Annotated in this window: 21 protein-coding genes; 13 read left to right on the top strand and 8 right to left on the bottom strand. The window is 57.1% G+C overall.

Annotation, left to right across the window (positions count from 1 at the left end; all coding sequences use genetic code 11):
* Window positions 1-41 precede the first annotated feature (41 nt).
* Window positions 42-569, bottom strand: coding sequence for a helix-turn-helix domain-containing protein (locus AC559G_RS12510; protein ID WP_498912749.1), 528 nt, complete (start codon window positions 567-569; stop codon window positions 42-44).
* A 191-nt stretch (window positions 570-760) separates the two neighbouring features.
* On the bottom strand, window positions 761-2,425 hold the full coding sequence (gene mqo / locus AC559G_RS12515) for a malate:quinone oxidoreductase (protein ID WP_498912750.1): 1,665 nt from the start codon (window positions 2,423-2,425) through the stop codon (window positions 761-763).
* Between the two features lie 534 nt (window positions 2,426-2,959).
* Here mqo and AC559G_RS12520 point away from each other — a divergent pair.
* On the top strand, window positions 2,960-4,552 hold the full coding sequence (locus tag AC559G_RS12520) for an ABC-F family ATPase (RefSeq protein WP_498912751.1): 1,593 nt from the start codon (window positions 2,960-2,962) through the stop codon (window positions 4,550-4,552).
* Between the two features lie 394 nt (window positions 4,553-4,946).
* Here AC559G_RS12520 and moeB read toward each other — a convergent pair whose 3' ends face one another.
* Together moeB and moeA are read right to left on the bottom strand one after the other, a co-directional pair.
* A complete protein-coding gene (moeB, locus tag AC559G_RS12525) occupies window positions 4,947-5,714 on the bottom strand; it encodes a molybdopterin-synthase adenylyltransferase MoeB (protein WP_498912752.1) in 768 nt (255 codons plus the stop codon).
* A 2-nt stretch (window positions 5,715-5,716) separates the two neighbouring features.
* Window positions 5,717-6,955 (bottom strand): molybdopterin molybdotransferase MoeA, encoded by a 1,239-nt coding sequence (gene moeA / locus AC559G_RS12530; protein ID WP_498912753.1) that lies wholly within the window; start codon window positions 6,953-6,955, stop codon window positions 5,717-5,719.
* Between the two features lie 543 nt (window positions 6,956-7,498).
* On the opposite strand from moeA, the gene AC559G_RS12535 reads away from it, so the two are divergent.
* The 5 genes from AC559G_RS12535 (at window position 7,499) to gsiD (ending at window position 13,923) form a co-directional block, all read left to right on the top strand.
* Window positions 7,499-8,458, top strand: coding sequence for an isoaspartyl peptidase/L-asparaginase family protein (locus tag AC559G_RS12535; RefSeq protein ID WP_121525226.1), 960 nt, complete (start codon window positions 7,499-7,501; stop codon window positions 8,456-8,458).
* Entirely contained in the window at window positions 8,458-10,365 is a 1,908-nt protein-coding gene (locus AC559G_RS12540) for a dipeptide ABC transporter ATP-binding protein (protein ID WP_498912787.1), read from the top strand. The genes AC559G_RS12535 and AC559G_RS12540 overlap by 1 nt, the downstream gene beginning before the upstream one ends.
* A complete protein-coding gene (gsiB, locus tag AC559G_RS12545) occupies window positions 10,362-11,900 on the top strand; it encodes a glutathione ABC transporter substrate-binding protein GsiB (protein WP_498912754.1) in 1,539 nt (512 codons plus the stop codon). The genes AC559G_RS12540 and gsiB overlap by 4 nt, the downstream gene beginning before the upstream one ends.
* 187 nt (window positions 11,901-12,087) lie before the next feature.
* Entirely contained in the window at window positions 12,088-13,008 is a 921-nt protein-coding gene (gene gsiC, locus AC559G_RS12550) for a glutathione ABC transporter permease GsiC (RefSeq protein WP_095845265.1), read from the top strand.
* A 9-nt stretch (window positions 13,009-13,017) separates the two neighbouring features.
* Window positions 13,018-13,923 (top strand): glutathione ABC transporter permease, encoded by a 906-nt coding sequence (gene gsiD, locus AC559G_RS12555; RefSeq protein WP_498912755.1) that lies wholly within the window; start codon window positions 13,018-13,020, stop codon window positions 13,921-13,923.
* Between the two features lie 177 nt (window positions 13,924-14,100).
* On the opposite strand, the gene AC559G_RS12560 is transcribed toward gsiD, so the two are convergent.
* From AC559G_RS12560 to ptrR, 4 genes are all read right to left on the bottom strand, one after another.
* On the bottom strand, window positions 14,101-15,000 hold the full coding sequence (locus AC559G_RS12560; protein ID WP_498912756.1) for an SDR family oxidoreductase: 900 nt from the start codon (window positions 14,998-15,000) through the stop codon (window positions 14,101-14,103).
* 150 nt (window positions 15,001-15,150) lie between these two features.
* A complete protein-coding gene (gene fghA, locus AC559G_RS12565; protein ID WP_498912757.1) occupies window positions 15,151-15,993 on the bottom strand; it encodes an alpha/beta hydrolase family protein in 843 nt (280 codons plus the stop codon).
* A gap of 15 nt (window positions 15,994-16,008) precedes the next feature.
* The gene (locus AC559G_RS12570; RefSeq protein WP_121525219.1) at window positions 16,009-17,133 is read right to left on the bottom strand and encodes an S-(hydroxymethyl)glutathione dehydrogenase/class III alcohol dehydrogenase; all 1,125 of its coding nucleotides are present in this window, start codon (window positions 17,131-17,133) and stop codon (window positions 16,009-16,011) included.
* A gap of 86 nt (window positions 17,134-17,219) precedes the next feature.
* The gene (gene ptrR / locus AC559G_RS12575; protein WP_095845260.1) at window positions 17,220-18,128 is read right to left on the bottom strand and encodes a putrescine utilization regulator PtrR; all 909 of its coding nucleotides are present in this window, start codon (window positions 18,126-18,128) and stop codon (window positions 17,220-17,222) included.
* Window positions 18,129-18,237: 109 nt separating this feature from the next.
* Here ptrR and AC559G_RS12580 point away from each other — a divergent pair, with 109 nt between their 5' ends.
* The 7 genes from AC559G_RS12580 (at window position 18,238) to AC559G_RS12610 (ending at window position 25,403) form a co-directional block, all read left to right on the top strand.
* Window positions 18,238-19,395, top strand: a complete 1,158-nt coding sequence (locus tag AC559G_RS12580) for an MFS transporter (protein ID WP_498912758.1) — start codon at window positions 18,238-18,240, stop codon at window positions 19,393-19,395.
* A gap of 321 nt (window positions 19,396-19,716) precedes the next feature.
* Window positions 19,717-20,379, top strand: coding sequence for a GTP cyclohydrolase I FolE (folE, locus tag AC559G_RS12585; RefSeq protein WP_438598596.1), 663 nt, complete (start codon window positions 19,717-19,719; stop codon window positions 20,377-20,379).
* 395 nt (window positions 20,380-20,774) lie between these two features.
* Window positions 20,775-21,971 (top strand): DUF418 family protein, encoded by a 1,197-nt coding sequence (gene yeiB / locus AC559G_RS12590; RefSeq protein ID WP_498912759.1) that lies wholly within the window; start codon window positions 20,775-20,777, stop codon window positions 21,969-21,971.
* Between the two features lie 294 nt (window positions 21,972-22,265).
* Entirely contained in the window at window positions 22,266-22,670 is a 405-nt protein-coding gene (locus tag AC559G_RS12595; protein ID WP_095845256.1) for an ExbD/TolR family protein, read from the top strand.
* A gap of 4 nt (window positions 22,671-22,674) precedes the next feature.
* Complete coding sequence (locus AC559G_RS12600; protein WP_498912760.1) at window positions 22,675-23,391, top strand: energy transducer TonB; 717 nt, start codon at window positions 22,675-22,677, stop codon at window positions 23,389-23,391.
* A gap of 97 nt (window positions 23,392-23,488) precedes the next feature.
* Window positions 23,489-24,145, top strand: coding sequence for a MotA/TolQ/ExbB proton channel family protein (locus AC559G_RS12605; protein ID WP_095845254.1), 657 nt, complete (start codon window positions 23,489-23,491; stop codon window positions 24,143-24,145).
* The gene (locus tag AC559G_RS12610; RefSeq protein WP_498912761.1) at window positions 24,138-25,403 is read left to right on the top strand and encodes a phospholipase D-like domain-containing protein; all 1,266 of its coding nucleotides are present in this window, start codon (window positions 24,138-24,140) and stop codon (window positions 25,401-25,403) included. The genes AC559G_RS12605 and AC559G_RS12610 overlap by 8 nt, the downstream gene beginning before the upstream one ends.
* Window positions 25,404-25,632: the final 229 nt, after the last annotated feature.

Consider the following 25,632-nt stretch of genomic DNA (forward strand, 5'->3'; position numbering starts at 1 on the left):
ATGAGGGCGCCATTGGCTTTTTGACACTACTGCCTGCTTGGTCACTCCGCCTCCTGTACCACGTGCTTCGCACAATTGAACGGCTTTAACGGGGGCGTTTTATGTGCGCTTTTCCATCCATCCCCACAATTCTTGTTTTTTTTCAGCCCATCGGTATAGCGCTGATAAGGGGTAGAAGATTCGTGATGGAATGCTTTGCAGCATAGCTGTGCGATATGCTGCGTGCGGTTTTCTTCCGGGCCTTTGGATGCACTGCGCCGATAGGCCGCCGGGGTTTTGCCAAACTGCTTTTTAAATGCGCGCGAGAATGAGGGCTGGGAATCAAAATGGAATTGCAGTGCGATATCCAGAATCGGGCGTGGGGTGGAGCACAGCGCCACGGCCGCCCTGGCGAGGCGGCGTTCGCGAATATAGCTGCCCAGCGCATGGCCGGTGGTGCTGCGGAACATACGCTGCAAATGCCACTTGGAATAGCCGGATTTTGCCGCTACGTTATCTAATAACAGGGGGTGATCCAGATGATTTTCGATCCATTCCTGTAAGTCATGAATGATGCTGGCGCGATCCATTATGTCGGTTCTCCTGCTGATGCGGCATCTGTTCGCCGCTGCTGAAGCTAATTATCCAAGATTGTTCTTTGATAATAGGCGTGCCAATAAGGTTACGCAAGTGTTAACCGAATGGGGTAAATCGCGAAATGCGTGGCCGGCAGCGAAAAAAAGGCCGCATTTAAGCGGCCTTCGTAGCGTGGCGCGGGGCTTTAGTGAGCTGCCGTTGCTTCCTGCACCACAGCGGCCTGTTGTGCGGTTGCCGGCTGCGCGGCTTCTTGCGCGGCGGCCTGTTGCGGCGCGGTGGCTTCCGGTTTCACTTCAATGTAGTTAAGGCCCAGAACGCTGCTGGTATAGCGGCGGATCTCATTGGTCATTTCCACATCGCCGTCCAGTTTATGGCCGTAGGACGGAATGATCTCTTTCAGCTTGCTCTGCCATTCTGGCGTCGCCACTTTGTCTTTGAACGTTTTTTCCAACAGGTGCAGCATGATCGGCGCCGCGGTTGATGCGCCTGGCGATGCGCCCAGCAGTGCGGCGATGGTACCGTCCTGTGAACTGACCACTTCGGTGCCGAATTGCAGCACGCCGCCTTTAGCATCATCTTTTTTGATGACCTGTACGCGTTGCCCGGCGGTCCACAGGCTCCAGTCTTGCTGCTTGGCGTCTGGGAAGTACTCTTTCAATTCAGCGAAGCGATCGTCATCGTTCATCATCAACTGACCGACCAGGTATTTCACCAGATCAAAGTTATCGATGCCCACATGGCTGATTGGCAGCAGGTTGGAGGTGTTCATCGAGCTCACCAGATCAAACAGCGAACCATTTTTCAAGAATTTGCCGGAGAAGGTGGCGAACGGCCCAAACAGCAGCACGCGTTTGCCGTCCAACATACGGGTGTCCAGGTGCGGCACCGACATCGGCGGGGAGCCGACGCTGGCCAGTCCATACACTTTCGCCAGGTGCTGATTGGCGATTTCCGGCTTGCTGGTGACCAGGAACTGGCCGCCGACCGGGAAGCCGCCGTAGCCGTCGGCTTCCGGGATACCGGATTTTTGCAGCAGCTTGAGTGAAGCGCCGCCGGCGCCGATAAACACGAACTTGGCGTTGACGGTGGTTTCTTTGCCGTCACGTTTCAGATCGGCAACGGTGACCGCCCAGGTGTTGTCCGGGTTGCGTTTGATGTCGCGCACTTCATGGCTGAGATTCAGCGAGAATTTCTTGTCCTGCGTCAGCGAGCTCACTAACTGGTGAGTGATCACGCCAAAGTTGACATCGGTACCGATAGGCATACGGGTTGCGGCGATTTTCTGTGCCGGATCGCGGCCATTCATCACCAGCGGCGCCCATTGCTTAATTTGTTCCGGATCTTCTGAATATTCCATACCACGGAATAATGTGCTGTGTTGCAATGCGGTATAACGTTTATGCAGATAATTAACGTTGTCTTCGCCCCAAACAAAGCTCATGTGCGGCACGTTGTTAATAAAAGATTTCGGATCCTGCAGAACGTTATTTTTAACCTGATATGACCAGAACTGGCGGGATATTTCGAAAGACTCATTAACCACAACTGCTTTGCTGATATCAATAGAGCCGTCCGCTCTTTCCGGCGTGTAGTTCATTTCACTGAAAGCAGAATGGCCTGTACCTGCGTTATTCCAGCCGTTAGAGCTTTCTTCCGCCACGCCGTCCAGGCGTTCGTACATGTTGATGGTCCAATCCGGCTCCAGTTCACGCAGGTAGGTGCCCAACGTTGCGCTCATGATACCGCCGCCGATCAGCACGACATCAACGGTTTTGTTCTCTTCTGCCATGGCGCGCTGGGCCATGCCAAACGGGTTCAGGCAGAAGAACAGGACGAGTAATTTTCTCATTAAGCTAAATCTCTGTTGTGTAAATTCTACTCATATGCAGGTGAAAGAATTTATCAGGATTACCCCGAAAATAAGCAAAACTGCTTGCCCGCTGAGGTTGCCGAAACAGCGTAATAATGCCTTTTGGTTAACAGGGTTTTTAACAAAAAGTGGACGATTACCGGCAATACCAAAGGGTTATTGTGCAGTTCACGTTTACTGGACGGATATTATTGTTTGCAAGAATGTTAAAAACTACTTTTGTAACTAAAAAAACCGATATTGCTATTAGCCTGCACCACGAACATGCAAAATAAGGGAAAAGTGATTTATTACAGCTATAAATTACCGGGATATTAAATGCGATTGTGGTTATTAATTAACCAGAATGAGTTTTCATTTCCACTACATTTATTTTGCTGGCCAGGCACCGGGTGGCGGATGGGCTGAAGCTGTTGGGCCGCACAAAAATCCACCAAAACTTCCCACGAAATCCAGGCGGCTTTATGGCATAATGCGCGCTAAATCACATTTTCCAATAAAAGAGCGAGCGTTGTGCTAAGTACCAACAACATCACTATGCAGTTTGGCAGTAAGCCGCTGTTTGAAAATATCTCCGTTAAGTTTGGCGGCGGTAACCGTTATGGCCTGATCGGCGCCAACGGCTGCGGTAAATCGACCTTTATGAAAATTCTGGGTGGCGATTTGGCGCCGTCTGCCGGCAACGTGTTCCTTGATCCGAACGAACGCCTGGGTAAACTGCGTCAGGATCAGTTCGCGTTTGAACAATACAGCGTGCTCGATACCGTGATCATGGGGCACACCGAACTGTGGGCCGTAAAGGAAGAGCGCGATCGCATTTACAGCCTGGCTGAAATGAGCGAAGAAGACGGCTACAAAGTGGCCGATCTGGAAGTGCAATACGGTGAAATGGACGGTTACAGCGCTGAAGCGCGCGCCGGCGAACTGCTGCTTGGCGTGGGCATTCCGGTGGAACAGCACTATGGCCCAATGAGCGAAATCGCGCCGGGCTGGAAGCTGCGTGTGTTGCTCGCGCAGGCGCTGTTCTCCAATCCTGAAATCCTGCTGCTGGATGAACCGACCAACAACCTGGACATCGACACCATTCGCTGGCTGGAACAGGTGCTGAACGAACGCAACAGCACCATGATTATCATTTCGCACGACCGCCACTTCCTGAATATGGTGTGCACCCACATGGCGGATCTGGACTACGGCGAGCTGCGTATTTATCCGGGCAACTATGATGAATACATGACGGCGGCGACCCAGGCGCGTGAACGCCTGCTGGCGGATAATGCCAAGAAAAAGGCCCAGATTTCCGAACTGCAGTCGTTCGTTAGCCGCTTTAGCGCCAACGCGTCCAAATCCAAGCAGGCGACTTCCCGCGCCCGCCAGATTGACAAGATCCAGTTGGAAGAGGTGAAGGCCTCCAGCCGTCAAAACCCGTTCATTCGTTTCGAACAGGACAAAAAGCTGTTCCGCAACGCGCTGGAAGTGGAAGCGCTGAGCAAGGGCTTTGACAACGGGCCGCTGTTCAGCAAGCTGAACCTGATGGTCGAGGTGGGTGAAAAGGTGGCGGTGCTCGGCACCAACGGTATCGGTAAATCCACCCTGTTGAAAACGCTGGTGGGGGATCTGCAGCCGGACAGCGGAACGGTGAAATGGTCTGAAAATTCCAAGATTGGCTATTACGCGCAGGACCACGAATACGAATTTGATGATGCCCTGACGGTTTTCGACTGGATGAGCCAGTGGAAACAGGAAAAAGACGACGAGCAGGCGGTGCGCAGCGTGCTGGGCCGTTTGTTATTCAGCCAAGATGACATCAAGAAGAAAGTGAAGGTGCTTTCCGGTGGCGAGAAGGGGCGCATGCTATTTGGTAAGCTGATGATGCAGCGGCCGAACGTGCTGGTGATGGATGAGCCAACCAACCACCTGGATATGGAATCGATTGAGTCGCTGAATATGGCGCTGGAAATGTATGAAGGCACGCTGATCTTCGTTTCGCACGACCGCGAGTTCGTCAGTTCATTGGCGACGCGGATTTGGGAAGTGACGCCGGCGAAGGTGATTGATTTTACTGGCAACTACGAAGACTATCTGCGCAGCCAGGGGATTGTGTAAGTTCTCCCTCACCCCAACCCTCTCCCATAGGGAGAGGGAGCAGCCCGGCGTTGTTGGTGGGGTATGTGACTAAACATCGTCTGGCGTGAACGGGGGTGTTGGCTGCCTAACCTACCTGCTGAGCAGGTTATGTTTCTTTGCCCATCTATTTGGCTAACTGCGCTAGGTAGTCTCTTTGCCTACATATTTAACGCGTATCTGGCTGACAACGCAGGACGGTGGGGAGTGTGACTAAATATCGTCTGGCGCGAACGGATGTGTTGGCTGCCTAACCTACCTGCTGAGCAGGTTATGTTTTCTTTCTGGCTAACTACGCTGGACAATTCCCTCTCCCACAATTTGACTCGTATCTGGCTGACAACGCAGGACGGTCCCCTCTCCCTTTGGGAGAGGGTTAGGGTGAGGGGAATTCCCCCCCGCACACCTCGCACTGTGGATTCCTTGGCAGCGTGATCTCGCGAAACTGCATGGTAATGGCATCAATCATCAACAGCCTGCCAACCAGTACCTCACCGTAGTTCGTCAATAGTTTAATGGCTTCCATGGCCTGCAGCGAGCCGACGATGCCGACTAACGGCGCCATCACGCCGGCTTCAACGCAGGTGAGGGCATTTTCGCCAAACAGCCGGCTTAGGCAATGGTAGCAGGGCGTGCCGGGCTGATAAGTAAAGACGCTGATCTGCCCCTCCATACGGATTGCCGCGCCGGAAACCAACGGCGTGCGCAGCCGGTGGCACAGCCGATTAAGCTGCTCGCGCGCGGCGACGTTATCGGTGCAGTCCAGCACCACATGGCAATCATCAATCAGCGCCGCCAGGTCATCATCATCCAAATAGTGGTCGACGGCATTAATGCGAATATGGGGATTGATGGCCGCCAGCTCCAGGCGGGCGGAGGCGACTTTCGCCATACCGATGCGCGCATCGCGGTGCAGGATCTGGCGCTGCAGATTGGAAAGCGAGACGGTATCGAAATCAACCAGCGTCAGTTGCCCGACGCCCGCGGCAGCCAGATAGGGCGCCGCCGCGCAGCCCAGGCCGCCCAGGCCGATCACCAGCACATGCGCCACCTTCAGCTTTTCCTGGCCGTCGAAATCAAAGCCGCGCAGCACGATCTGGCGGTTATAGCGCAGCGCTTCTGCATCGGTTAATTCCGGCAACATGGTCAGCTCCTTAGCAGGGCGTTAAATGGCTCGATCTCCACCGTCTCACCCGCCGCCACCGAGCCGCGTTCGCGTTCCAGCACGATAAAACAGTTGGCCAGGCTATAGGAGCTGAACACGTGCGAGCCCTGGTGGCCGGTGGTGCTCACTTCCAGTTCACCCTCGGCATTGGTTTGGTACACGCCGCGTTGGAAATCCAGGCGGCCCGGCGTTTTCTTCAGCGGCGTGATTACCCGGGCGCGCATGCGCGGCGGCAAACGCCATTCGCTATGGCTGGCCAGCGCGGCCAGCAGCGGCTGTACCAGTTGATAAAACGTCAGCACGGCGGAAACCGGGTTGCCCGGCAGGCCGCAGAACCAGGCGTGTTGCAGCTTGCCAAAGGCGAAGGGTTTGCCCGGCTTGATGGCCAGTTTCCAAAACCCCACTTCGCCCAGTTCATCCAACATCTGTTTGGTGTAGTCGGCTTCGCCAACGGAAACGCCGCCGCTGCTGATCACCACATCGGCGTTGCGATCGGCTTCAATAAACGCGCTGCGCAGCGCGGCCTGATCGTCACGGATAATGCCCAGATCCAGCACCTCACAGCCCATTTGCTCCAGCATCAGGCGCACCGCAAAGCGGTTGGTATCGTAGATTTGCCCGGCCTGCAACGGTTGGCCCACCGGCACCAGCTCGTTGCCAGTGGAAAACACGGCCACTTTCAGCTTACGCGTCACCGGAACCGCCGCTACCCCCAGCGAAGCCAGCAGCGGCAGATGGGCCACGCCCAGCTTCACCCCGGCGGGCAGCACCTGCGCCCCTTGCTGAATGTCTTCGCCGGCCAGGCGGATATTTTGCCCAGCCACCGCTTGGCCGATGAACCGCACGCCGGCATCGCTGACTTCCGCCTGCTCTTGCATGATCACCGCTTCGGTGCCCGCAGGGAGCGGCGCGCCGGTCATAATACGCACGCAACTGTTGGCCGGCCATGGGGCATTAAACGGGGCGCCGGCAAAGGCCTTGCCGGCTACCGACAACGGCGCCTGCGCGTGTAATTCATGCAGGCGCACGGCGTAACCATCCATCGCCGAGTTGGCGAACGGGGGCACGTTGATGGGCGAGATCACGGGTTGTGCGGTAATGCGGCCCACCGCGGCAGCCAGTGGAAGGGTTTCCGTTTCCTGCAGGGGCGAAATTTGGGAAAGCATGTTCTGCAGCGCCTGCTCAAGGGAAAGCAAGCCGGAAGTAGGGCAGTAATCCATAGGGGGAACTCCGTTATCTGGCCGCTGACACAGTGCGGCAAAGTTGGCGTTATTATGGCAGATAACGCCGGGGGGGAGAATGCCACCAAAAGTATTACTCCCGGGCGCTGGGCGCCGCAGTGCCGTGCAAGCCGATTAAGGCCATTCCCTTAACATGGCGGAGTGTAGGGTATTATTGCGAAGCAGGTATATCGGTGAGATACCGGAGCGGTAATATTTTATCTGCATCTGTTGCCGCCCGGCGTATTATTTACATGCCGGCAAACCATGCAAATTAGCCAAAAAAAACGATAATGCTTCCCCTATGGCAAAGATAATCATAACGATTTGTTTTTATTAGCTTAAGCTATTTGGAGGAACAAATTAATCTAAATGAACCTTAGGGAATAACGGCAAGGGACTTTATGCTTTACATCGTTTGCCATGCTAAATATAGTCAAAAAAGACGAAATAATAATTATCGGCCACGCAGGGGTGGTAACGATAAAACGAGGCGGTGCCTATCCCTTGGCGCACGCAACCTCATTCAGGGTGTGATAAATCATGAGCAAACCGGTGATTGCCATTCATGGCGGCGCGGGCGCAATTACCCGTGCAGTGATGAATGCGGAAAAAGAACAGGTCTATATCCAGGCGTTGTACGATGTTGTCGCCGCCGGGCAGGCGATCCTGGCCGGTGGCGGCAGTGCGTTGGATGCGGTCACGGAAGCGGTCAGGCTGCTGGAAGAGTGCCCGTTGTTCAATGCCGGGGTGGGCTCGGTGTTTACCCATCAGGGCACCCATGAGCTGGATGCCTGCATCATGGATGGGCGCACCTGCGAGGCCGGCGCCGTTGCCGGCGTTAGCCGCATCCGCAATCCGGTGTTGGCGGCGCGCGCGGTGCTGGAAAACAGCCAGCATCTGATGTTCGCCGGCGAAGGGGCCGAGAAGTTTGCCGCCACGCACGGCCTGGAAATGGTTGATGCCGATTTCTTTTTCACCCAGGCGCGTTTTGAACAACTGCACCAGGCCCAGGCTGAACAGGGGCGGGTGTTGCTCGATCACGATAGCGGCACGTTAAACGATGCCCCCCTCGATCCCAACAACAAATTCGGCACCGTGGGCGCCGTGGCGCTGGACGCGCTCGGCAACCTGGCGGCGGCCACCTCCACCGGCGGGATGACCAACAAACAGCCCGGGCGGATTGGCGATACGCCGATCGTGGGCGCCGGCTGCTATGCCAATAACGCCACGGTGGCGGTTTCCTGCACCGGCACCGGCGAAGCCTTCATGCGCGGTGTGGTTGCCCACGATGTTTCCGCGCTGATCGACTATGCCGGGCTAAGCCTGCAACAGGCGACAGAGCGGGTGGTGATGGAAAAACTGCCGGCGCTTGGCGGCATCGGCGGCCTGATTGCTATCGATCGCTTCGGCAATCTGGCGCTGCCGTTCAACAGCGAAGGCATGTATCGCGGCTTTGGCTATGTGGGGGATGCCCCGACGGTGGGTATTTACCGCTTATGATGATACATACCTCCTCGCCCGCCGCCGAACGTGAGTGGGGCCTGCCAGGCCAGCGCGTGCTTTCCGTGCGTGATTTGAGCGTGAATTTCGCCAGCGAAGAGGGCAGCGTTGCGGCGGTGCGCCGGCTTTCCTTTGACGTTGACCGCGGCGAAACGCTGGCGATCGTCGGGGAGTCCGGTTCGGGGAAATCGGTGACGTCGCTGGCGCTGATGCGCCTGTTGGCGGCAAACGGGCAGATCGCCCCGGGCGGCAGCATGCTGTTCCGCCGCCGTAATGGCGATGTGCTGGATCTGGCGCAGGCCGAACAAGGCACGTTGCGCCATATACGCGGTGCCGACATGGCGATGATTTTTCAGGAGCCGATGATGTCGCTTAACCCGGTGTTCCCGGTGGGCGAGCAGATTGCCGAATCCTTGCGGCTGCATCAGGGGATGGACCACGCGCGCGCGCGGCGTGAAGCCCTGCACATGCTGGAACGGGTGCGTATTCCCGAAGCGAAAAACATCCTGAACAGTTACCCGCACCAGCTCTCCGGCGGTATGCGCCAGCGGGTGATGATCGCCATCGCCCTGTCGTGCAAACCGGCGTTGCTGATCGCCGATGAGCCGACCACCGCGCTGGACGTGACCATTCAAGCGCAAATTTTGCAGTTGATTGATGAGTTGCAGTTGGAAATGCAAATGGGGGTGATTTTCGTCACCCACGATATGGGGGTTGTGGCGGAAATCGCCGATCGGGTGCTGGTGATGCACCAGGGCGAAAAAGTAGAGGAAGGGCGAGCCGTGCCGCTGTTTTCCGCGCCGCAGCAGCCTTATACGCGCGCACTGTTGGCAGCGGTCCCCAAGCTTGGCGCCATGGCCGGCAAGGATTTCCCGGCCAAGTTCCCGTTAGCGAACGGTTCAGACTCCGGCCAACCGCAGGATACCGTGCCGCCAGGCAGTGAGCCGGTGCTGCGGGTGCGCGATTTGGTGACGCGTTTTGATGTGCGCAGCGGCATCCTGAACCGCGTTACACGGCGCGTGCACGCGGTGGAAAACGTCAGTTTCGATCTTTACCCGGGTGAAACGCTGGGGCTGGTGGGGGAGTCGGGCTGCGGCAAATCCACCACCGGGCGCTCGCTGCTGAAGCTGGTGGACAGCCAGCACGGCACCATCACCTTCAACGGCCAGACCATCAATCAGCTCAAAGGCGCCGCGTTACAGCATCTGCGGCGTGATATTCAGTTTATTTTTCAGGATCCGTTCGCCGCGCTCGATCCGCGTCTGACCGTGGGGTTTTCGATCATGGAACCGCTGCTGGTGCACAACGTGGCCCGCGGCGCGGCGGCGGAAAAACGGGTGGCCTGGCTGCTGGAGCGCGTGGGGCTACGGCCGGAGCATGCGCGCCGCTATCCGCATGAGTTTTCCGGCGGCCAGCGCCAGCGTATTTGCATCGCGCGGGCGCTGGCGCTGAACCCGAAAGTGGTGATTGCCGATGAATCGGTCTCGGCGCTGGACGTTTCCATTCAGGCGCAGATCGTCAATCTGCTGTTGGATTTGCAGCGGGAGTTCGGCATCGCCTTTCTGTTTATTTCCCATGATATGGCGGTGGTTGAGCGTATTTGTCACCGGGTGGCGGTTATGTATCTGGGCCAGATTGTCGAGATCGGCCCGCGCCGCGCGGTATTTGAAAACCCGCAACACCCCTATACGCGCAAGCTGATGGCGGCGGTACCGATAGCCGATCCGCGGCTGGCCCGCCAGCGACCGCCGCTGTTGGTCGATGAAATACCCAGCCCAATCCGCGCGCTGGGGGATGAACCCGTAACCGCACCGTTGGTGCTAGTTGGGCCGGGGCACTTTGTGGCCCGCCACCCCATTGCCGGTGCCAGGCAGGCTGTGCCTTTATCAGGAGAGAAAGCAACATGATTCGACACACATTCAAACGTAATGCGTTAGTCGCTGCCGTGCTGTTGGCGGCGGCATCAGGCCCCGCCTGGGCGGCGAAAGACGCCGTGATCGCCGTGGCATCGAACTTCACCACGCTGGATCCTTACAACGCCAACGACACGCTATCCCAGACGGTGGCCAAATCGTTCTATCAGGGGTTGTTCGGCTTTGATAAGGATATGAAGGTGGTGAACATGCTGGCCGACAGCTATACGGTCAGCGGCGACGGGTTGACGTATACCGTCAAGCTGCACCCGGGGATCAAGTTCCATGACGGCACCGATTTCAACGCCGCGGCGGTGAAGGTGAACCTGGATCGCGCCAGCAACCCGGATAACCACCTGAAGCGCTACAACCTGTTCAAGATGATCGATAAAACCGAGGTGGTGGATGCGACAACGGTGAATATCGTGCTGAAAGCGCCGTTCTCTGCGTTTATCAACAACCTGGCCCACCCGGCGGCGGCGATTATTTCACCCGCCGCGTTGCAAAAATACGGCAATGACATCGGCTTCCACCCGGTGGGCACCGGGCCTTACCTGTTTGAGACCTGGAATCAGACCGATTTTGTTAAAGTGAAGAAGTTTGACGGCTACTGGAAAGCGGGGCTGCCGAAGCTCGACAGCATCACCTGGCGCCCGGTCGTCGACAACAATACCCGTGCCGCGATGCTGCAAACCGGCGAAGCCACGTTCGCTTTCCCGATCCCTTACGAGCAGGCAGGGATCCTGGAGAAAAACAGCAAGCTGAACGTGGTTGCCGCCCCTTCGATTCTGCAACGTTACATCAGCATGAACGTGACCCAGAAGCCTTTCGATAACCTGAAGGTGCGCCAGGCGCTGAACTACGCCATCAATAAAGACGCGCTGATCAAGGTCGCCTTTGCCGGCTATGCCGTGCCGGCGGAAGGCCCTCTGCCACCAGCGATTGACTTCGCCGCCAGCTACAAACCGTGGCCTTACGATCCGGTTAAAGCGCGCGAACTGCTGAAAGAAGCCGGCTATCCGAACGGCTTCACCACCACGCTGTGGTCTTCGCATAACCACAGCACCGCGCAAAAAGTGCTGCAGTTTGCCCAGCAACAGCTGGCGCAGGTTGGGGTGAAAACCACCGTGACCGCTATGGATGCCGGCCAGCGCGCCGCCCAGGTGGAAAGCGTGGGCGTGAAGGACACCGGCGTGCGCATGTTCTATACCGGCTGGTCGGCCTCAACCGGTGAAGCCGATTGGGCGCTCACCCCGCTGTTCGCCACCCAGTCTGCGCCGCCTAAGCAGTTCAACACTGCGTTCTACAGCAACCCGCAGGTGGATAAAGACCTGGCCGCCGCGTTGGCGACCACCGATCGTGCCGAGAAACAGAAGCTTTATAAAGATGCGCAGGATCACATCTGGGCCGATGCGCCGTGGATTTTCCTGGCGACCGAGCGCCTGCTGTCGGCCAATAACAAACAGTTAAGCGGCTTCTATGTGATGCCGGATACGTCGTTCAGCTTTGAAAACGCCGATCTGCAGTAACGCGCTGTGTACGCGCCCTCTCCAGCAGGCAAAGGGCGGGTGAGGGAATACCACCGTATGCGCAAACAATCATCCGTCGCGCCCTCTCCCATTGGGAGAGGGTTGAGGTGAGGGAATACCACCGTATGTACAAACAATCATCCGTTGCTCCCTCTCCCCTTGGGAGAGGGTTGGGGTGAGGGAGCCTATGCTTAATTATTTTCTTAAACGCTTGCTCGGGCTTATCCCAACGCTACTTATCGTGGCGGTGCTGGTGTTTCTGTTTGTCCACCTGCTACCGGGCGATCCGGCGCGCCTGGCCGCCGGGCCGGAGGCCGATGAGGCCGTTATCAACCTGGTGCGCCAGGAGTTGGGGTTGGACAAACCTTTGCCGATGCAATTTATCCACTATTTTGCCAACGTGTTGCAGGGCGATTTCGGCACCTCTATTGTTTCCCGGCGCCCGGTGAGTGAAGAGATCGCCACGCGTTTTATGCCCACCCTGTGGCTGACGGTAACCAGCATGGTGTGGGCGGTTATCTTTGGGATGGCGATTGGCATTGCCTCCGCCGTATGGCGCAACCGCTGGCCGGATCGTATCGGCATGACGCTGGCGGTATCCGGCATTTCCTTCCCGGCCTTTGCGCTGGGGATGCTGTTGATGCAGATCTTCTCGGTTAATTTGGGCTGGCTGCCGACGGTGGGAGCAGATACCTGGCAGCACTACATTCTGCCTTCCATTACCCTGGGGGCCGCGGTGGCGGCGGTGATGGCGCGCTTTACCCGCGCTTCGTTCATCGACGTGATGCAGGAAGACTACATGCGCACCGCGCGGGCCAAAGGCGTGCGTGAAACCCGGGTGCTGCTTAAGCATGGGCTGCGCAACGCCATGATCCCGGTAGTGACCATGATGGGGCTGCAATTCGGTTTCCTGCTGGGCGGTTCGATCGTGGTGGAAAAAGTGTTTAACTGGCCGGGGTTGGGGCGTTTGCTGGTGGATTCAGTGGAAATGCGCGACTACCCGGTGATTCAGGCGGAAGTGCTGTTGTTTTCGCTGGAATTTATTTTGATTAACCTGTTGGTGGATATGCTGTATGCAGCGATTAACCCATCCATTCGCTATAAATAGGGGCGCTGCATGATCAATTGGCGCAGAAACGCCGCACTCAAGGCGATGCCGCAGATCGACCCAAACGCAGTGCGCACGCCGTGGCACGAGTTTTGGCGCCGCTTTCGCCGCCAGCACGTGGCGATGGTCGCCGGCGTCTTTGTCTTGTTGCTGCTGTTGGTGGCGGTGTTTGCTCCGTATCTGGCGCCTTACGACGCCGAAAACTACTTTGATTACGATCGCCTGAACCAGGGGCCTTCGCTGGTGCACTGGCTGGGCGTTGATTCACTGGGGCGCGATATTTTCAGCCGTATCCTGATGGGCACACGTATTTCCCTGCTGGCTGGCGTATTTTCCGTGCTGGCTGGCGGCGCCATCGGCACCGTGCTGGGGCTGCTGGCTGGTTACTACGAAGGCTGGTGGGATCGTATTGTGATGCGGGTTAGCGATGTGCTGTTCGCGTTCCCCGGTATTCTGTTGGCCATCGGCGTGGTGGCGATTATGGGCAGCGGTATGGCCAACGTGGTGGTGGCCGTGGCGATTTTCAGCATCCCGGCGTTTGCGCGCCTGGTGCGCGGCAATACGCTGGTGTTGAAGCATCAAACCTATATTGAATCGGCACGCAGCATTGGCGCGGCGGATTCGACCATCATCTTGCGGCATATTCTGCCGGGCACCATTTCCTCGGTTGTGGTGTATTTCACCATGCGGATCGGCACCTCGATTATCGCCGCGGCCAGCCTGTCGTTTCTTGGCCTGGGGGCGCAGCCGCCAACGCCGGAATGGGGGGCGATGCTTAATGACGCCCGTGCCGATATGGTGATGGCGCCGCACGTGGCGCTTTTCCCTTGCCTGGCGATATTTTTTACCGTGCTGGCGTTTAATCTGCTGGGCGATGGGTTGCGCGATGCGCTGGATCCGAAGCTGAAGGGGTAGCTGCCCCTCACCCTAGCCCTCTCCCACAGGGAGAGGGAACCGCCCGCTGTCGATGGCTGGTCGGGGTGTTTTCCTATGGGGGGTGGATGAGAAATAGCGAGTTTCAGTCGGCATATATTAAATATGGGCACTATCAGCTCCCTCTCCCGGCGGGAGAGGGTTGGGGTGAGGGGGGAATTAAGACAGCGGCTTGCCGCCGGTGACGCCGAACACTTCTGCGCTGATATAGCTTGATTCCTGCGAAGCCAGGAACACATACAGCGGCCCCAGCTCTGCGGGTTGGCCGGCGCGTTTGAGCGGCATGTCGCTGCCGAAGCCCGGAATATTGTCGGCCAACTGCCCGCCGCAAATCTGCAGCGGCGTCCATACCGGCCCCGGCGCAACCACGTTAACCCGAATGCCTTTTTCCGCTACCTGTTGCGCCAGCGCGCGGCTGTAGGCAATGATCGCGCTTTTGGTGGCGGCGTAATCCAACAGGAAGCCGCTTGGCTGGTAAGCCTGGATGGATGACGTGGTAATAATGCTGGCGCCGGCCGGCAGATGGGGCAGCGCGAATTTGCTGATCCAAAACAGCGCGAACACATTGGTTTCGAAGGTTTTACGAAACTGCTCGCTGCTGAGATCGGCGATGTTTTCCACCGCTACCTGCTTGCCGGCCACCAACGCCAAGATATCCAGGCCGCCCAATTGTTGCTGCGCCTGCTCCACCAACCGTTGGCAAAAGTGTTCTTCACTGATGTCACCCGGTAGCAGCACCGCCTTCTGGCCTGCGGCTTCCACCAGTTTCGCCACCTCTTCAGCGTCTTTTTGCTCTGCGGGCAGATAAGACAGCGCCACGTCCGCGCCTTCGCGGGCATAGGCAATCGCCGCCGCCCGGCCGATGCCGGAATCCGCACCGGTCACCAACGCTTTGCGCCCCTTCAGGCGGCCCGTGCCGCGATAGGTTTGCTCGCCGCAATCCGGCTTCGGCTGCATGTCGGCGGAAATGCCGGGGGCAGGTTGGTATTGTTTCGGGTAGGCGTTGTGTTTGTACTGGGTGAGTGGATTCTGAAAGGTGTACTGATCTTGATGTGCCATAGCGACCACTCCTTTTTGCTCAATTAATGGCGTTCAAGAGTTAAGGTTAGTTAACCACAGCGAGTTTTCCAGTTTTTAATCTGGTGTTAAACCGTTTCTTTTAGCATTAAAAACTGTGAAAAAGGGCGCCGTCAGCGGCGCCCGGAGGGATTAGCGGAACAGGTGTTCGGCGTGAAAACGCAGGTGGTCTTCGATGAAGCTGGCGATAAAAAAGTAGCTGTGATCGTAACCGGGCTGGATACGCAGCGTCAGCGGCCAGTCGTGCTGGCGCGCAATTTCAGCCAGTTTGGCCGGCTGTAGCTGATCGGCCAGGAACTGATCGCTATCGCCCTGATCCACCAGCACCGGCAGTTTTTCCTGGCCGTTAGCCAACAGGTGGCAACTGTCGTACTGCAGCCACTGGCTTTCGTCATCGCCCAAATAGGCGGCGAAGGCTTTACGCCCCCAGGGCACCTGGCAGGGGTTGACGATAGGGGCAAAGGCGGAAACCGAACGGTAGCGCTGTGGGTTACGCAGCGCCAACATCAGCGCGCCGTGGCCGCCCATCGAATGGCCAAAAATCGACTGACGTTCGGCGATGCTGAAATGCTGGCCGATCAACGCCGGCAGTTCGCTGCTGAGGTAATCATACATGCGATAATGCTGGTTCCACGGCGCCTGGGTGGCGTTCAGGTAAAACCCGGCGCCCTGGCCCAGATCGTAGCCGGCATCGTTAGGCACATCGTCGCCGCGCGGGCTGGTATCGGGCATCACCAGGATGATGCCCAATTCGGCGGCGATGCGCTGGGCGCCCGCTTTCAGCGTAAAGTTCTCATCGTTGCAGGTCAGCCCCGACAGCCAGTACAGCACCGGCGGCGGGTTTTCATCGCGCGGCGGTGGCAGATAGATGCTGAAAGTCATGGTGCAATTCAGGCTCTGCGCCGCATGGCGATAGCGTTGCTGCCAGCCGCCGAACATACGGTGCTCTTCGAGAAGCTCAGGTGACGCACTCATCTGTCTGCCCCCTAATCAGTTGCCGAAATGGATGACAGAGCGGATCGATTTGCCTTCATGCATCAAATCGAACGCTTCGTTTATCTGCTCCAGCCCCATGGTGTGGGTAATGAAGTCGTTGAGGGCGAATTCGCCATCCAGATAGCGCTGTACGATGCCCGGCAGCTGTGAACGGCCCTTCACGCCGCCGAAGGCAGAACCGCGCCACACCCGGCCGGTCACCAGTTGGAATGGGCGGGTGGCGATCTCTTCCCCGGCGCCGGCGACGCCGATAATCACCGATTCGCCCCAGCCTTTGTGGCAGCATTCCAACGCGGAACGCATCACATTGACGTTGCCGATGCACTCAAAAGAGAAATCAACGCCGCCGTCGGTCAGTTCGACAATCACTTCCTGGATCGGTTTGTCGTAGTCTTTCGGGTTGATCAGATCGGTGGCGCCCAGTTTGCGCGCCAGATCGAACTTACTGGTATTGATATCAATACCGATAATGCGGCCCGCGCCGGCCATTTGCGCGCCGATAATGGCGGAAAGGCCGATACCGCCCAAACCGAAGATCGCCACGCTATCGCCAGCCTTCACTTTGGCGGTATTCAGCACGGCGCCCATCCCGGTGGTGACGCCGCAGCCCAGCAGGCACACCTCTTCCAGCGGGGCTTCTTTGCTGATTTTCGCCAACGAGATTTCCGGCACGACGGTGTATTCCGAGAAGGTGGAGGTGCCCATATAGTGGAAAATCGGCTGGCCGTCCTTGAAGAAACGGGTGGTGCCGTCCGGCATCAGGCCTTTGCCCTGTGTTGCGCGGATGGCCTGGCACAGGTTGGTTTTACCGGATTTACAGAATTTACACTCGCCGCATTCTGGGGTGTAGAGCGGGATCACATGATCGCCGACGGCGACGCTGGTTACCCCTTCACCGACGGCTTCAACGACGCCGCCGCCTTCATGGCCGAGGATCGCCGGGAACACGCCTTCAGGATCTTTGCCGGAAAGGGTGTAGGCGTCGGTGTGGCATACGCCGCTGGCGACGATCCGCACCAGCACTTCGCCTTTTTGCGGCGGCATCAGCTCGACTTCTTCGATCTTCAGCGGCTGGTTGGGGCCCCAGGCCACCGCAGCGCGGGTTTTGATCATCTCCATTATACTCTCCTCGTGGGTATAAACGTGGTACTTGCAGGTGAATGGGCTCAGCGTACTGACGCCCTGCGTATTGCCGGCCTTGTTACTCAGGCCGGTTCGGGTTGTTCAATGTCGTCCGTACCGCCCGGCACGGTTTCGTTCTGTTCGATAATCAGCTGTTTTAATTCGCGCACGCTTGGGCCGAATGCATCGCGGCGCCACAGCAGCCAGGTTGCCGTTTCGGCAATTTCCGCCGGCAGGGTATGCACTAAAACCCGTTCATGGCCAGGCAGCAGGCTGAGCACGGAGTGGGGGATCATCGCCAGCCCGGCACCGCTGGCAACGCAGGCCAGCATGGCGTGGTAGGACTGGATTTCCATGATCGGCCCCGGCAGCGCGCCATCCTGCCTGAACCAGGATTCCAGCCGCAGCCGGTAGGAACAACTGGAGCGGAAGGCAAACAGCGTTTCGCCAGTGGCGTCTTGCGCACTGTGGATTGGCGGGTGATCCAAACTGGAGATCACCACTAAATGTTCGCTGAAGGCGACGCAGCCGTTGAGTTCGTCATGTTGGTGCGGGCCGTCGACCAGAGCCGCCGCCAGTGTGCCGGTGCGCACCTGTTCCGTGATTTCGCCGGAGGTGCCGGTGGTGAGCGAAAGCGACACCTGCGGGAAGCGCTGGTGATAGGCCGCCAGCAGGCTGGGCAAGCGCGTGGCGGCGGTACTTTCCATCGAGCCAAGGGCAAAGTTGCCGGCTGGCTCGCCGGAGTGGGCCATATTCATTGCCTCTTCGCTCAGCGCCAGGATGCGCTGGGCGTAGCAGAGAAAGTTATGGCCGGTCGGTGACAGGCGCAGGCGCTGTTTTTCACGGATGAACAGATCGGCCCCCAGCTCTTGCTCAAGCTGGCGCAGGCGGGTGGTCAGGTTTGACGGCACGCGGTGCAAAAGCTCAGCGGCGCGGCTGACGGAGCCGGTTTCCGCCACATGGCAGAACATACGCAGTTGGGTAAGATCCATAGCTTTCTCTTTTCGTGATTAACTTTTTAACTATTATTCATTTTTCGTGAGTGTAATGTTGCTGCATGATACTGGCAACTTCTTTTTTTGCGATAACGAGATATTGGCTATGGCGTTAAAAATTGCACTAAGTGGATTTATTGCCCTGGTGGTGGCGATGGGGATCGGCCGTTTTGCCTTCACCCCGCAAGTGCCGTTGATGATTACCGAACACCAGTTCACGTTGACCGGCGCCGGGATCATTGCCGCGCTGAATTACCTGGGTTACCTGTGCGGCGCTTATGATGCGATGCGCGCCAACCGCCGGGTAGAGCTGCGCCTGTGGCTTGGGCTGTGGGGCGCGGTGGCGTTAACGCTGCTCTCCGCACTGGCGCACGGGGTGTGGTGGCATGCGGCGATACGGCTGGCGGTTGGCTGGGCCAGCGGCTGGGCGATGGTGATGGTGGCCGCCTGGACCAATGAGCGGCTTGCGCACTATGGCCGCCCGGCGCTGAGCGCAGCAGTGTTTGCCGGGCCGGGGGCCGGGATATTTATCAGCGGCATGCTGGCGGTGGGGGTTAACAGCCTGCGGCTGGATGCCGCGCAGGCCTGGCTGTTATACGGCGCGGTGGCGTTGCTGCTGGTTGGCGTTATCAGCCTGTATCTACCGCGCAGCGGGGAGCTGCACCGGGCAAATAGCGTGCAGACGCCGCTGGTTTTGACCCCGGCGCTGAAACGCCTGGTTTGGAGCTACAGCCTGGCGGGGTTCGGCTATATCTTGCCGGCGACGTTTTTATCGCAGATGGCTGCGGTGCGCTTTCCCGACAGCCTGTTTGCGCAGTTTGTCTGGCCGGTGTTCGGTGCGGCTTCGGTGCTGGGCATTGTGATCGGTATTCTGACGCGCCACCGGCTCACCAGCCAAAGCCGGCTGGCGATCACGCTGTGGGTACAGGCGCTCGGCATACTGTGCGCGGAAGTGATACCGGGCGTTGCGGGCCTGGCGCTGGGCGCACTGTTTACCGGCGGGGGTTTTCTTTCCGTGGTGCAACTCGCCTTGCAGCATGGCCGTGAACTGGCGCCGAACCATGCACGCTATATGGCCGGTTTGCTGACCACCGGCTACGCGGTGGGGCAACTGGTGGGGCCGCTGCTTTCGGCGCTGTCGACCAGCATGACCCACCGGCTGGAGCCGGCGCTGTACGTGGCGATGCTGGGGTTAGTGGCGGCCGGGCTGCTGGTGGTGAATACCCCTGCGCGGGCTTTGGCCGGCAAAATGGAAACGGAATAACTGGGGTTTAGCCCTATAAAATAGAGGGAATATCGTGGCTTAATATGTAGATATTTCACCTGTGGATGAAACACTATCACTGGCTAAACGCTTCACTCTCATCTACAGTGGAGGCAAAATCTTGACCGGGTTCACGCTATTGGCAATGAAACCCCAGCAAAGATGAAGAATAAGACCCCGCCAATCCAGCGTGATCGTCGTCGGTGTTTTTACTCTGAACCGTGCAAAATAACCGTAGTATGCCTGCGTTATCAATGGGTTCAATGAATAAACACCGGCCAGGCCGCTGGGGGGCGGGGGCGGCCCGCTGGAGAGATACACATGACTACATTAAGTAACGAAGCTGCCCAGGTTCACGCTGCGTTGGAAGCACGTGGGCTGGAAACCCCATTACGCGGGGAGATGTTGGATGGTGAAACGCGTAAACGTCGTATTAAAGAGCACATGACGGAAATCATGCAATTGCTTAATCTCGATCTATCTGACGACAGTTTGGCGGAAACTCCACATCGCATTGCCAAAATGTACGTTGATGAGATTTTCTCTGGCCTGGATTACGCCAATTTCCCGAAAATCACGGTGATCGAAAATAAAATGAAAGTGGATGAGATGGTGACGGTGCGTGACATCACGCTGACCAGCACCTGCGAACACCACTTTGTGACCATCGACGGCAAGGCCACCGTGGCTTATATCCCGAAAGATGCGGTTATCGGTTTGTCGAAGATCAACCGTATCGTGCAATTCTTTGCGCAACGCCCACAGGTTCAGGAACGCCTGACCCAACAGATTCTGGTGGCGTTGCAAACGCTGCTTGGCACCAACAATGTGGCGGTATCGATTGATGCAGTGCATTATTGTGTGAAAGCGCGCGGCATCCGCGATGCAAACAGCGCGACCACCACCACCTCGTTGGGGGGGCTATTCAAATCCAGCCAGAATACCCGCCAGGAGTTCCTGCGCGCGGTGCGCCACCACGGTTGATCGTCTGGCCCCTCACCCCGGCCCTCTCCCCAAGGGAGAGGGGGCGCAGGGTTTGGCATCGGATAAAGATTGGCACGGCCGGTTCCCTCTCCCAAAGGGTGAGGGGAAAGTTTTGGATATTGGCCCGGCCGGTTCCCTCTCCCAAAGGGTGAGGGGAAAGTTTTGGATATTGGCCCGGCCGGTTCCCTCTCCCAAAGGGTGAGGGGAAAGTTTTGGATATTGGCACGGTCGGTTCCCTCTCCCAAAGGGTGAGGGGAAAGTTTTGGATATTGGCACGGTCGGTTCCCTCTCCCTGTGGGAGAGGGTTAGGGTGAGGGCCAAGTAAGGGCCAGAACATCAACACCAATAACAGGCGCCTGCGGGCGCCTGTTTGCTAACGGGAAGACAACGGCAATATGACGAGTCACACCACCACGGCGCCGTTGCCGCGTATTGCAACGCTCGACTGTGCGCGCGGCATTGCCATCCTTGGCATTTTGTTGCTGAATATCAGCGCCTTTGGTCTGCCGAAGGCGGCCTATCTCAACCCCGCTTATCTGGGGTTGCCTTCGTTGCGTGATACCTGGGTCTGGGCGTTGCTGGATGTGTTTGCCCAAGCTAAATTTTTGGCCATGTTTGCCCTGCTGTTCGGCGCCGGCTTGCAGATGTTGCTGGCGCGCGGCAAGCGCTGGATACGTGCGCGTTTGTCCTGGCTGGTGCTGTTCGGGTTGGGGCACGCGATTTTTCTGTGGGACGGCGATATTCTGCTGGCCTATGGGCTGATTGGCCTGGTGTGCTGGCGTATGATCCGCGAGGCGAAAGATACCTTCACGCTGCTGAAAACCGGGATCGTGCTGTACCTGATCGGCGTGGCGGTATTGCTGCTGCTGGGGCTGATTTCGCAAAGCGGGCCGGGCAACTTCTGGCTACCGGATACCGCCCACCTGCAGTATGAGAAATTCTGGAAACTGCAGGGCGGGATGGAGGCCTGGCGCAATCGGGTGGATTTGCTGTCTTCCAGCCTGTTGGCGATCGGCGCCCAGTACGGCTGGGAACTGGCGGGCCTGATGCTGTTTGGCGCCGGCCTGATGCGCAGCGGCTGGCTGCGGGGCGCCTACTCGCTGGCATATTACCGGAGCCAGGCGGCATGGTTGATACCGCTTTCACTGGTGATTCAAATCCCCGCAGTGGCTTTGCATTGGCACCTGGCGTGGGATTATCGCTGGAGTAGCTTCTTGCTGCAGGTGCCGCGTGAGCTTGGCGCGCCACTGCAGGCGATGGGGTATTTGGCGCTGTGTTACGGGTTCTGGCCATCGTTGGCGCGCCTGCGCATCAGCCGCTGGCTGGCGCAGGTGGGGCGCATGGCGTTGAGTAATTATCTGCTGCAGACGCTTATCTGCACCACGCTGTTCTACCGCTTCGGCCTTTATGACCGTTTTGATCGTCTGCAACTGCTGGCCTTTGTGCCACTGGTGTGGCTGATTAACCTGCTGGTTTCTCACCTTTGGCTGCGCTATTTCCGCCAGGGGCCGATGGAGTGGCTGTGGCGCAAGCTCACGGCGCTGGCCGCTGTCGATCTGGGGCAAAAGCCATCTGATCCTACCCACGGATAGTGGGCCGGTTGCTTAATGAGTAAACCCTCAATCAGAGGGTGTTTATACTTGTCATACTTCAAGTTGCAAGTGCGTTGGCTTTCTCTGCTCACTCCAGTCACTTACTTGAGTAAGCTCCTGGCTATTCGAATTGATGATTTACAGCACAATTCACACCTCGCTTTTCATGCTACCGCTCTATAGAAATTCTTTCATATAAAAGTCAAAAAAATAAAACAAAGGCTCCTTATATTTATTCTTTTATTGGTTTTTAGCCTGTCGTATTTAAAACGCCAAGCGTTAAGAGGGAAGTAAATGAGAACCTGGAACGAGCCCAAGAAAAATAAAGCACATATTGAATTGATTCCGATGATCGACGTCATGATGTTTTTACTGGTGTTTTTTGTTTTAATCAGTATGAACGTTATTCCAGCTCACGGCTTGAAAACGCAGTTACCTGCGGCGAGTAGCGCTCAGGATCTTAAACCGCAGAAGAAAGCCATCGTCACGATCAGTGAACCGGATTTGCTGCAGTTGGACGGTCAATCCGTACAGTTGAGCGAATTGGTCAATGTGCTCAAACAGCAACAAACGGATAACCAGCCCACGACAATCATCGTGAACAGCGATAAAGGTGTCTCAGTTGAACGACTGGTCGCTGTGATGGATAACCTACGCCAGGGCGGATTTTATTCTGTTTCTATCGCCACCCGGAAATAATGATATGTATTTGCTCTATCGTGTACGCCATATCATTAGCTGGTTACCCTTGCCGGTTATTGTTATCTGCCTGATATTGAACAGCCACCAAACGGCTATCAAAGTCAGCCCCCACTACGATAACACCGTTATGACACTGGCCCTGGCTGAACCAGAGCCTGAACCGGAACCGCAGCCAGAACCTGAACCAGAGCCAGAGCCTGAACCGGAACCTGTGCCAGTGGTTCCGCAGCCGGTGGCTGAGGTGGCGCCCGCGCCAAAACCACGCCCCAAACCGACGCCAAAGAGCGCGCCAAAGCCACGTCCCAAACCTGCAGTGAGCTCGCCCAAAACCGCACCGGCTAAGGCGCCGACCGAGACACGCCGTTCGGAGACTGCCAGAGTACCGGTCCCGGCTGCGCCACGCGTGAACGTGCAGGCGATAGAGAACGGTTATATCCAGGCGCTGCGGGTGCAGCTTGATCGATCCAAACGGTATCCGACCGGACGTCAGGTTTCACTGGAGCGGCCGGAAGGGATCGTGGAGGTCTGGCTAGAGGTCGATCGCTCTGGGCGAGTGATCAATTCAGGCATTAATACCAGGGCGCGTAGCATGCTGCTTAACCGTGCCGCCGACAGCAGCCTGCAAAGTATTAAACAGGTTAAGCCGTTTCCCGCTGATGCATTCGCCGGGCAGAACACCAAGCGGTTTTTAGCTACGTTCAATTATCAGCCACAGTGACCCTCGGTTTTTGCCGGGGCTCAATAAACAATACGTCATACCGACACATTCGACATATTACGCCGTTCCGATGGGACGGAAACGAGAGGGGATTATTATGAATGCCAATTTACTGCACGAAATTATTTTCTATGTTATGTATGCCTCGCTGGTGACGGCACTGGCGATTATCATCGAACGCGGGTTATATTTCGTTTATACGCGCCGTCAGGCTCTGTTGCTGGAGAGCGCTTTGACGGCGGATGTTAAGCGCGTGCTGGATTTGCCCGCCAATCTGAGAAAGCGCAATAGCTTGCCGCTGCAGATTATTGCACCGGTGCTGGAGGTGAATCATCAGACCAGCGATCGTGATGCGATCAACGATCAGATCGACGCGCAGTTCCTGCGCAGCAAACCCCTGCTGGCGCGTGGTTTGTGGCTGCTGGAAACCATTGTCACCGCCGCGCCGCTGTTGGGGCTATTGGGCACCATTATGGGGATTATAGAAACCTTTAAGGCATTGTCCGCTGCCGGCATTTCCGATCCGGCGCAGGTTTCCTCTGGCATGGGTACCGCTCTGTACGCCACCGCATTGGGTATCGCTATCGCTCTGGTGTGCCTGCTGGGCAATAATTTTCTGCAGAACCGCATGGAAAATATTAACGAGATGTTGAAGGTCTTATTGATCCGTGCCGGTATGCCCAACGTTGGTGCGCGTAATTCGTCGGCGCCTTCGGAAGTCGAAGTCAAGGCGGTGGTAACCGACTATGTTTGAGCAACGTGACGGTCGGCCAACAGGGCGCAAGCGTAATTGGAACAAGTTGATTACTGGAGGTTTGCTGATTTTTAGTCACACGGTTTGGGCGGGATTTACTATTCCTGGCTATGAATTGGTTTACACCGCACCGATGGAAACGACGCTTAACGCTGATGATTTGCGTCAGCCGGACGAGGTGTGGAAACAGCTGTTCGATGGAGCACAGCATTCGATCTCACTGGGCGAATTTTATGTTGCCGATCGGCCTGGATCGAAACTTGATAGCGTGCTGCAGCACCTGCGCAAGGCTGGCGAACGAGGGGTTAAAATCCGCTTGTTGCTGGAAGAAAAGGGTGTGCGTATTTCCACGCCGGAAACCCTTGAGCAGTTGAAGATGATTCCCGGTTTTGAGCTGCGCATCATTCCGTACCATAAACTGAGTGGCGGTATTCTGCACGCCAAGTATATTCTGGTCGACGGCAAACAGGCTTATATGGGGAGCCAGAATCTGGACTGGCGTTCGCTGGAGCACATCCATGAAACCGGCCTGCTGATCAGCGATCCGGCCGTCGTCGCACAAATCCAGGCTATTTTTGAACAGGACTGGCAGGCGCAGCAGGCGCTGGCACAAGAGCAACCTGTTCCGCGGCCGTTGGCGGCTCCTACTGAACAGACGCGTCCCGACAATTATCTGGTTGCCAGCCCTCGGGAGTTTAACCCTGCCGGCATTCTGGATTCGCAGGCCGAATTGCCCCGCCTGTTGGCAGAGGCGAAGCAGCGGGTTCGGGTTCAGGTGATGGATTACGTGCCGCTGTCATATGGCGCGGAGCACACACGGCCTTATTACGCAGTGATCGATACCGCACTACGCAGCGCGGCGGCGCGCGGCGTACAGATTGAACTGATGGTTGCGGACTGGAGCACCAAACAGCCTAACATCAGCTATCTGAAGAGCCTGGCGGTATTGCCTAACGTGCATATCAAAATCGTCACGATCCCGCAGGCCAGCAGTGGATTTATTCCCTTTGCCCGTGTGCTCCATAGTAAGGTCATGACCATTGATAAACAGAAAACGTGGATTGGCACCAGCAATTGGAGCGGTGGTTATTTGGATAACTCGCGCAATATGGAGATGATCCTGAACAATGGCGCTATGACTGCCCGAGTGGATAAACTCTACGAACAATTGTGGAATAGCCCTTATGCGCAGCCGCTGCGTATCGACTATGACTATCCGACGCCCGTGCCGGGAGGCACCAGTGAAGGGCTGAAGTAAACGAATCGTTTTCCTGGTGCCTTCCGCTGCGGTGTTATCCCCGTCGGAAGGTATCTTAGCAGGGCTATCCCGCCGCGTTTAATCCCCTCAATGTGTCCCTCTCGGTTTTATCGCATGCGCCTGTCAATGTGCCGCGTGGCATTGTCAGTTTGTTCCCTCCTTTATTTGCGCCATGGTTAGTTCCCCTGTTGATATCAGAAGATAACACGCGATACCTGTTGCGTTTGCT

Origin of the sequence: Gibbsiella greigii, from assembly GCF_039540155.1 — a bacterium.
Classification (GTDB): Bacteria; Pseudomonadota; Gammaproteobacteria; order Enterobacterales; family Enterobacteriaceae; genus Gibbsiella; species Gibbsiella quercinecans.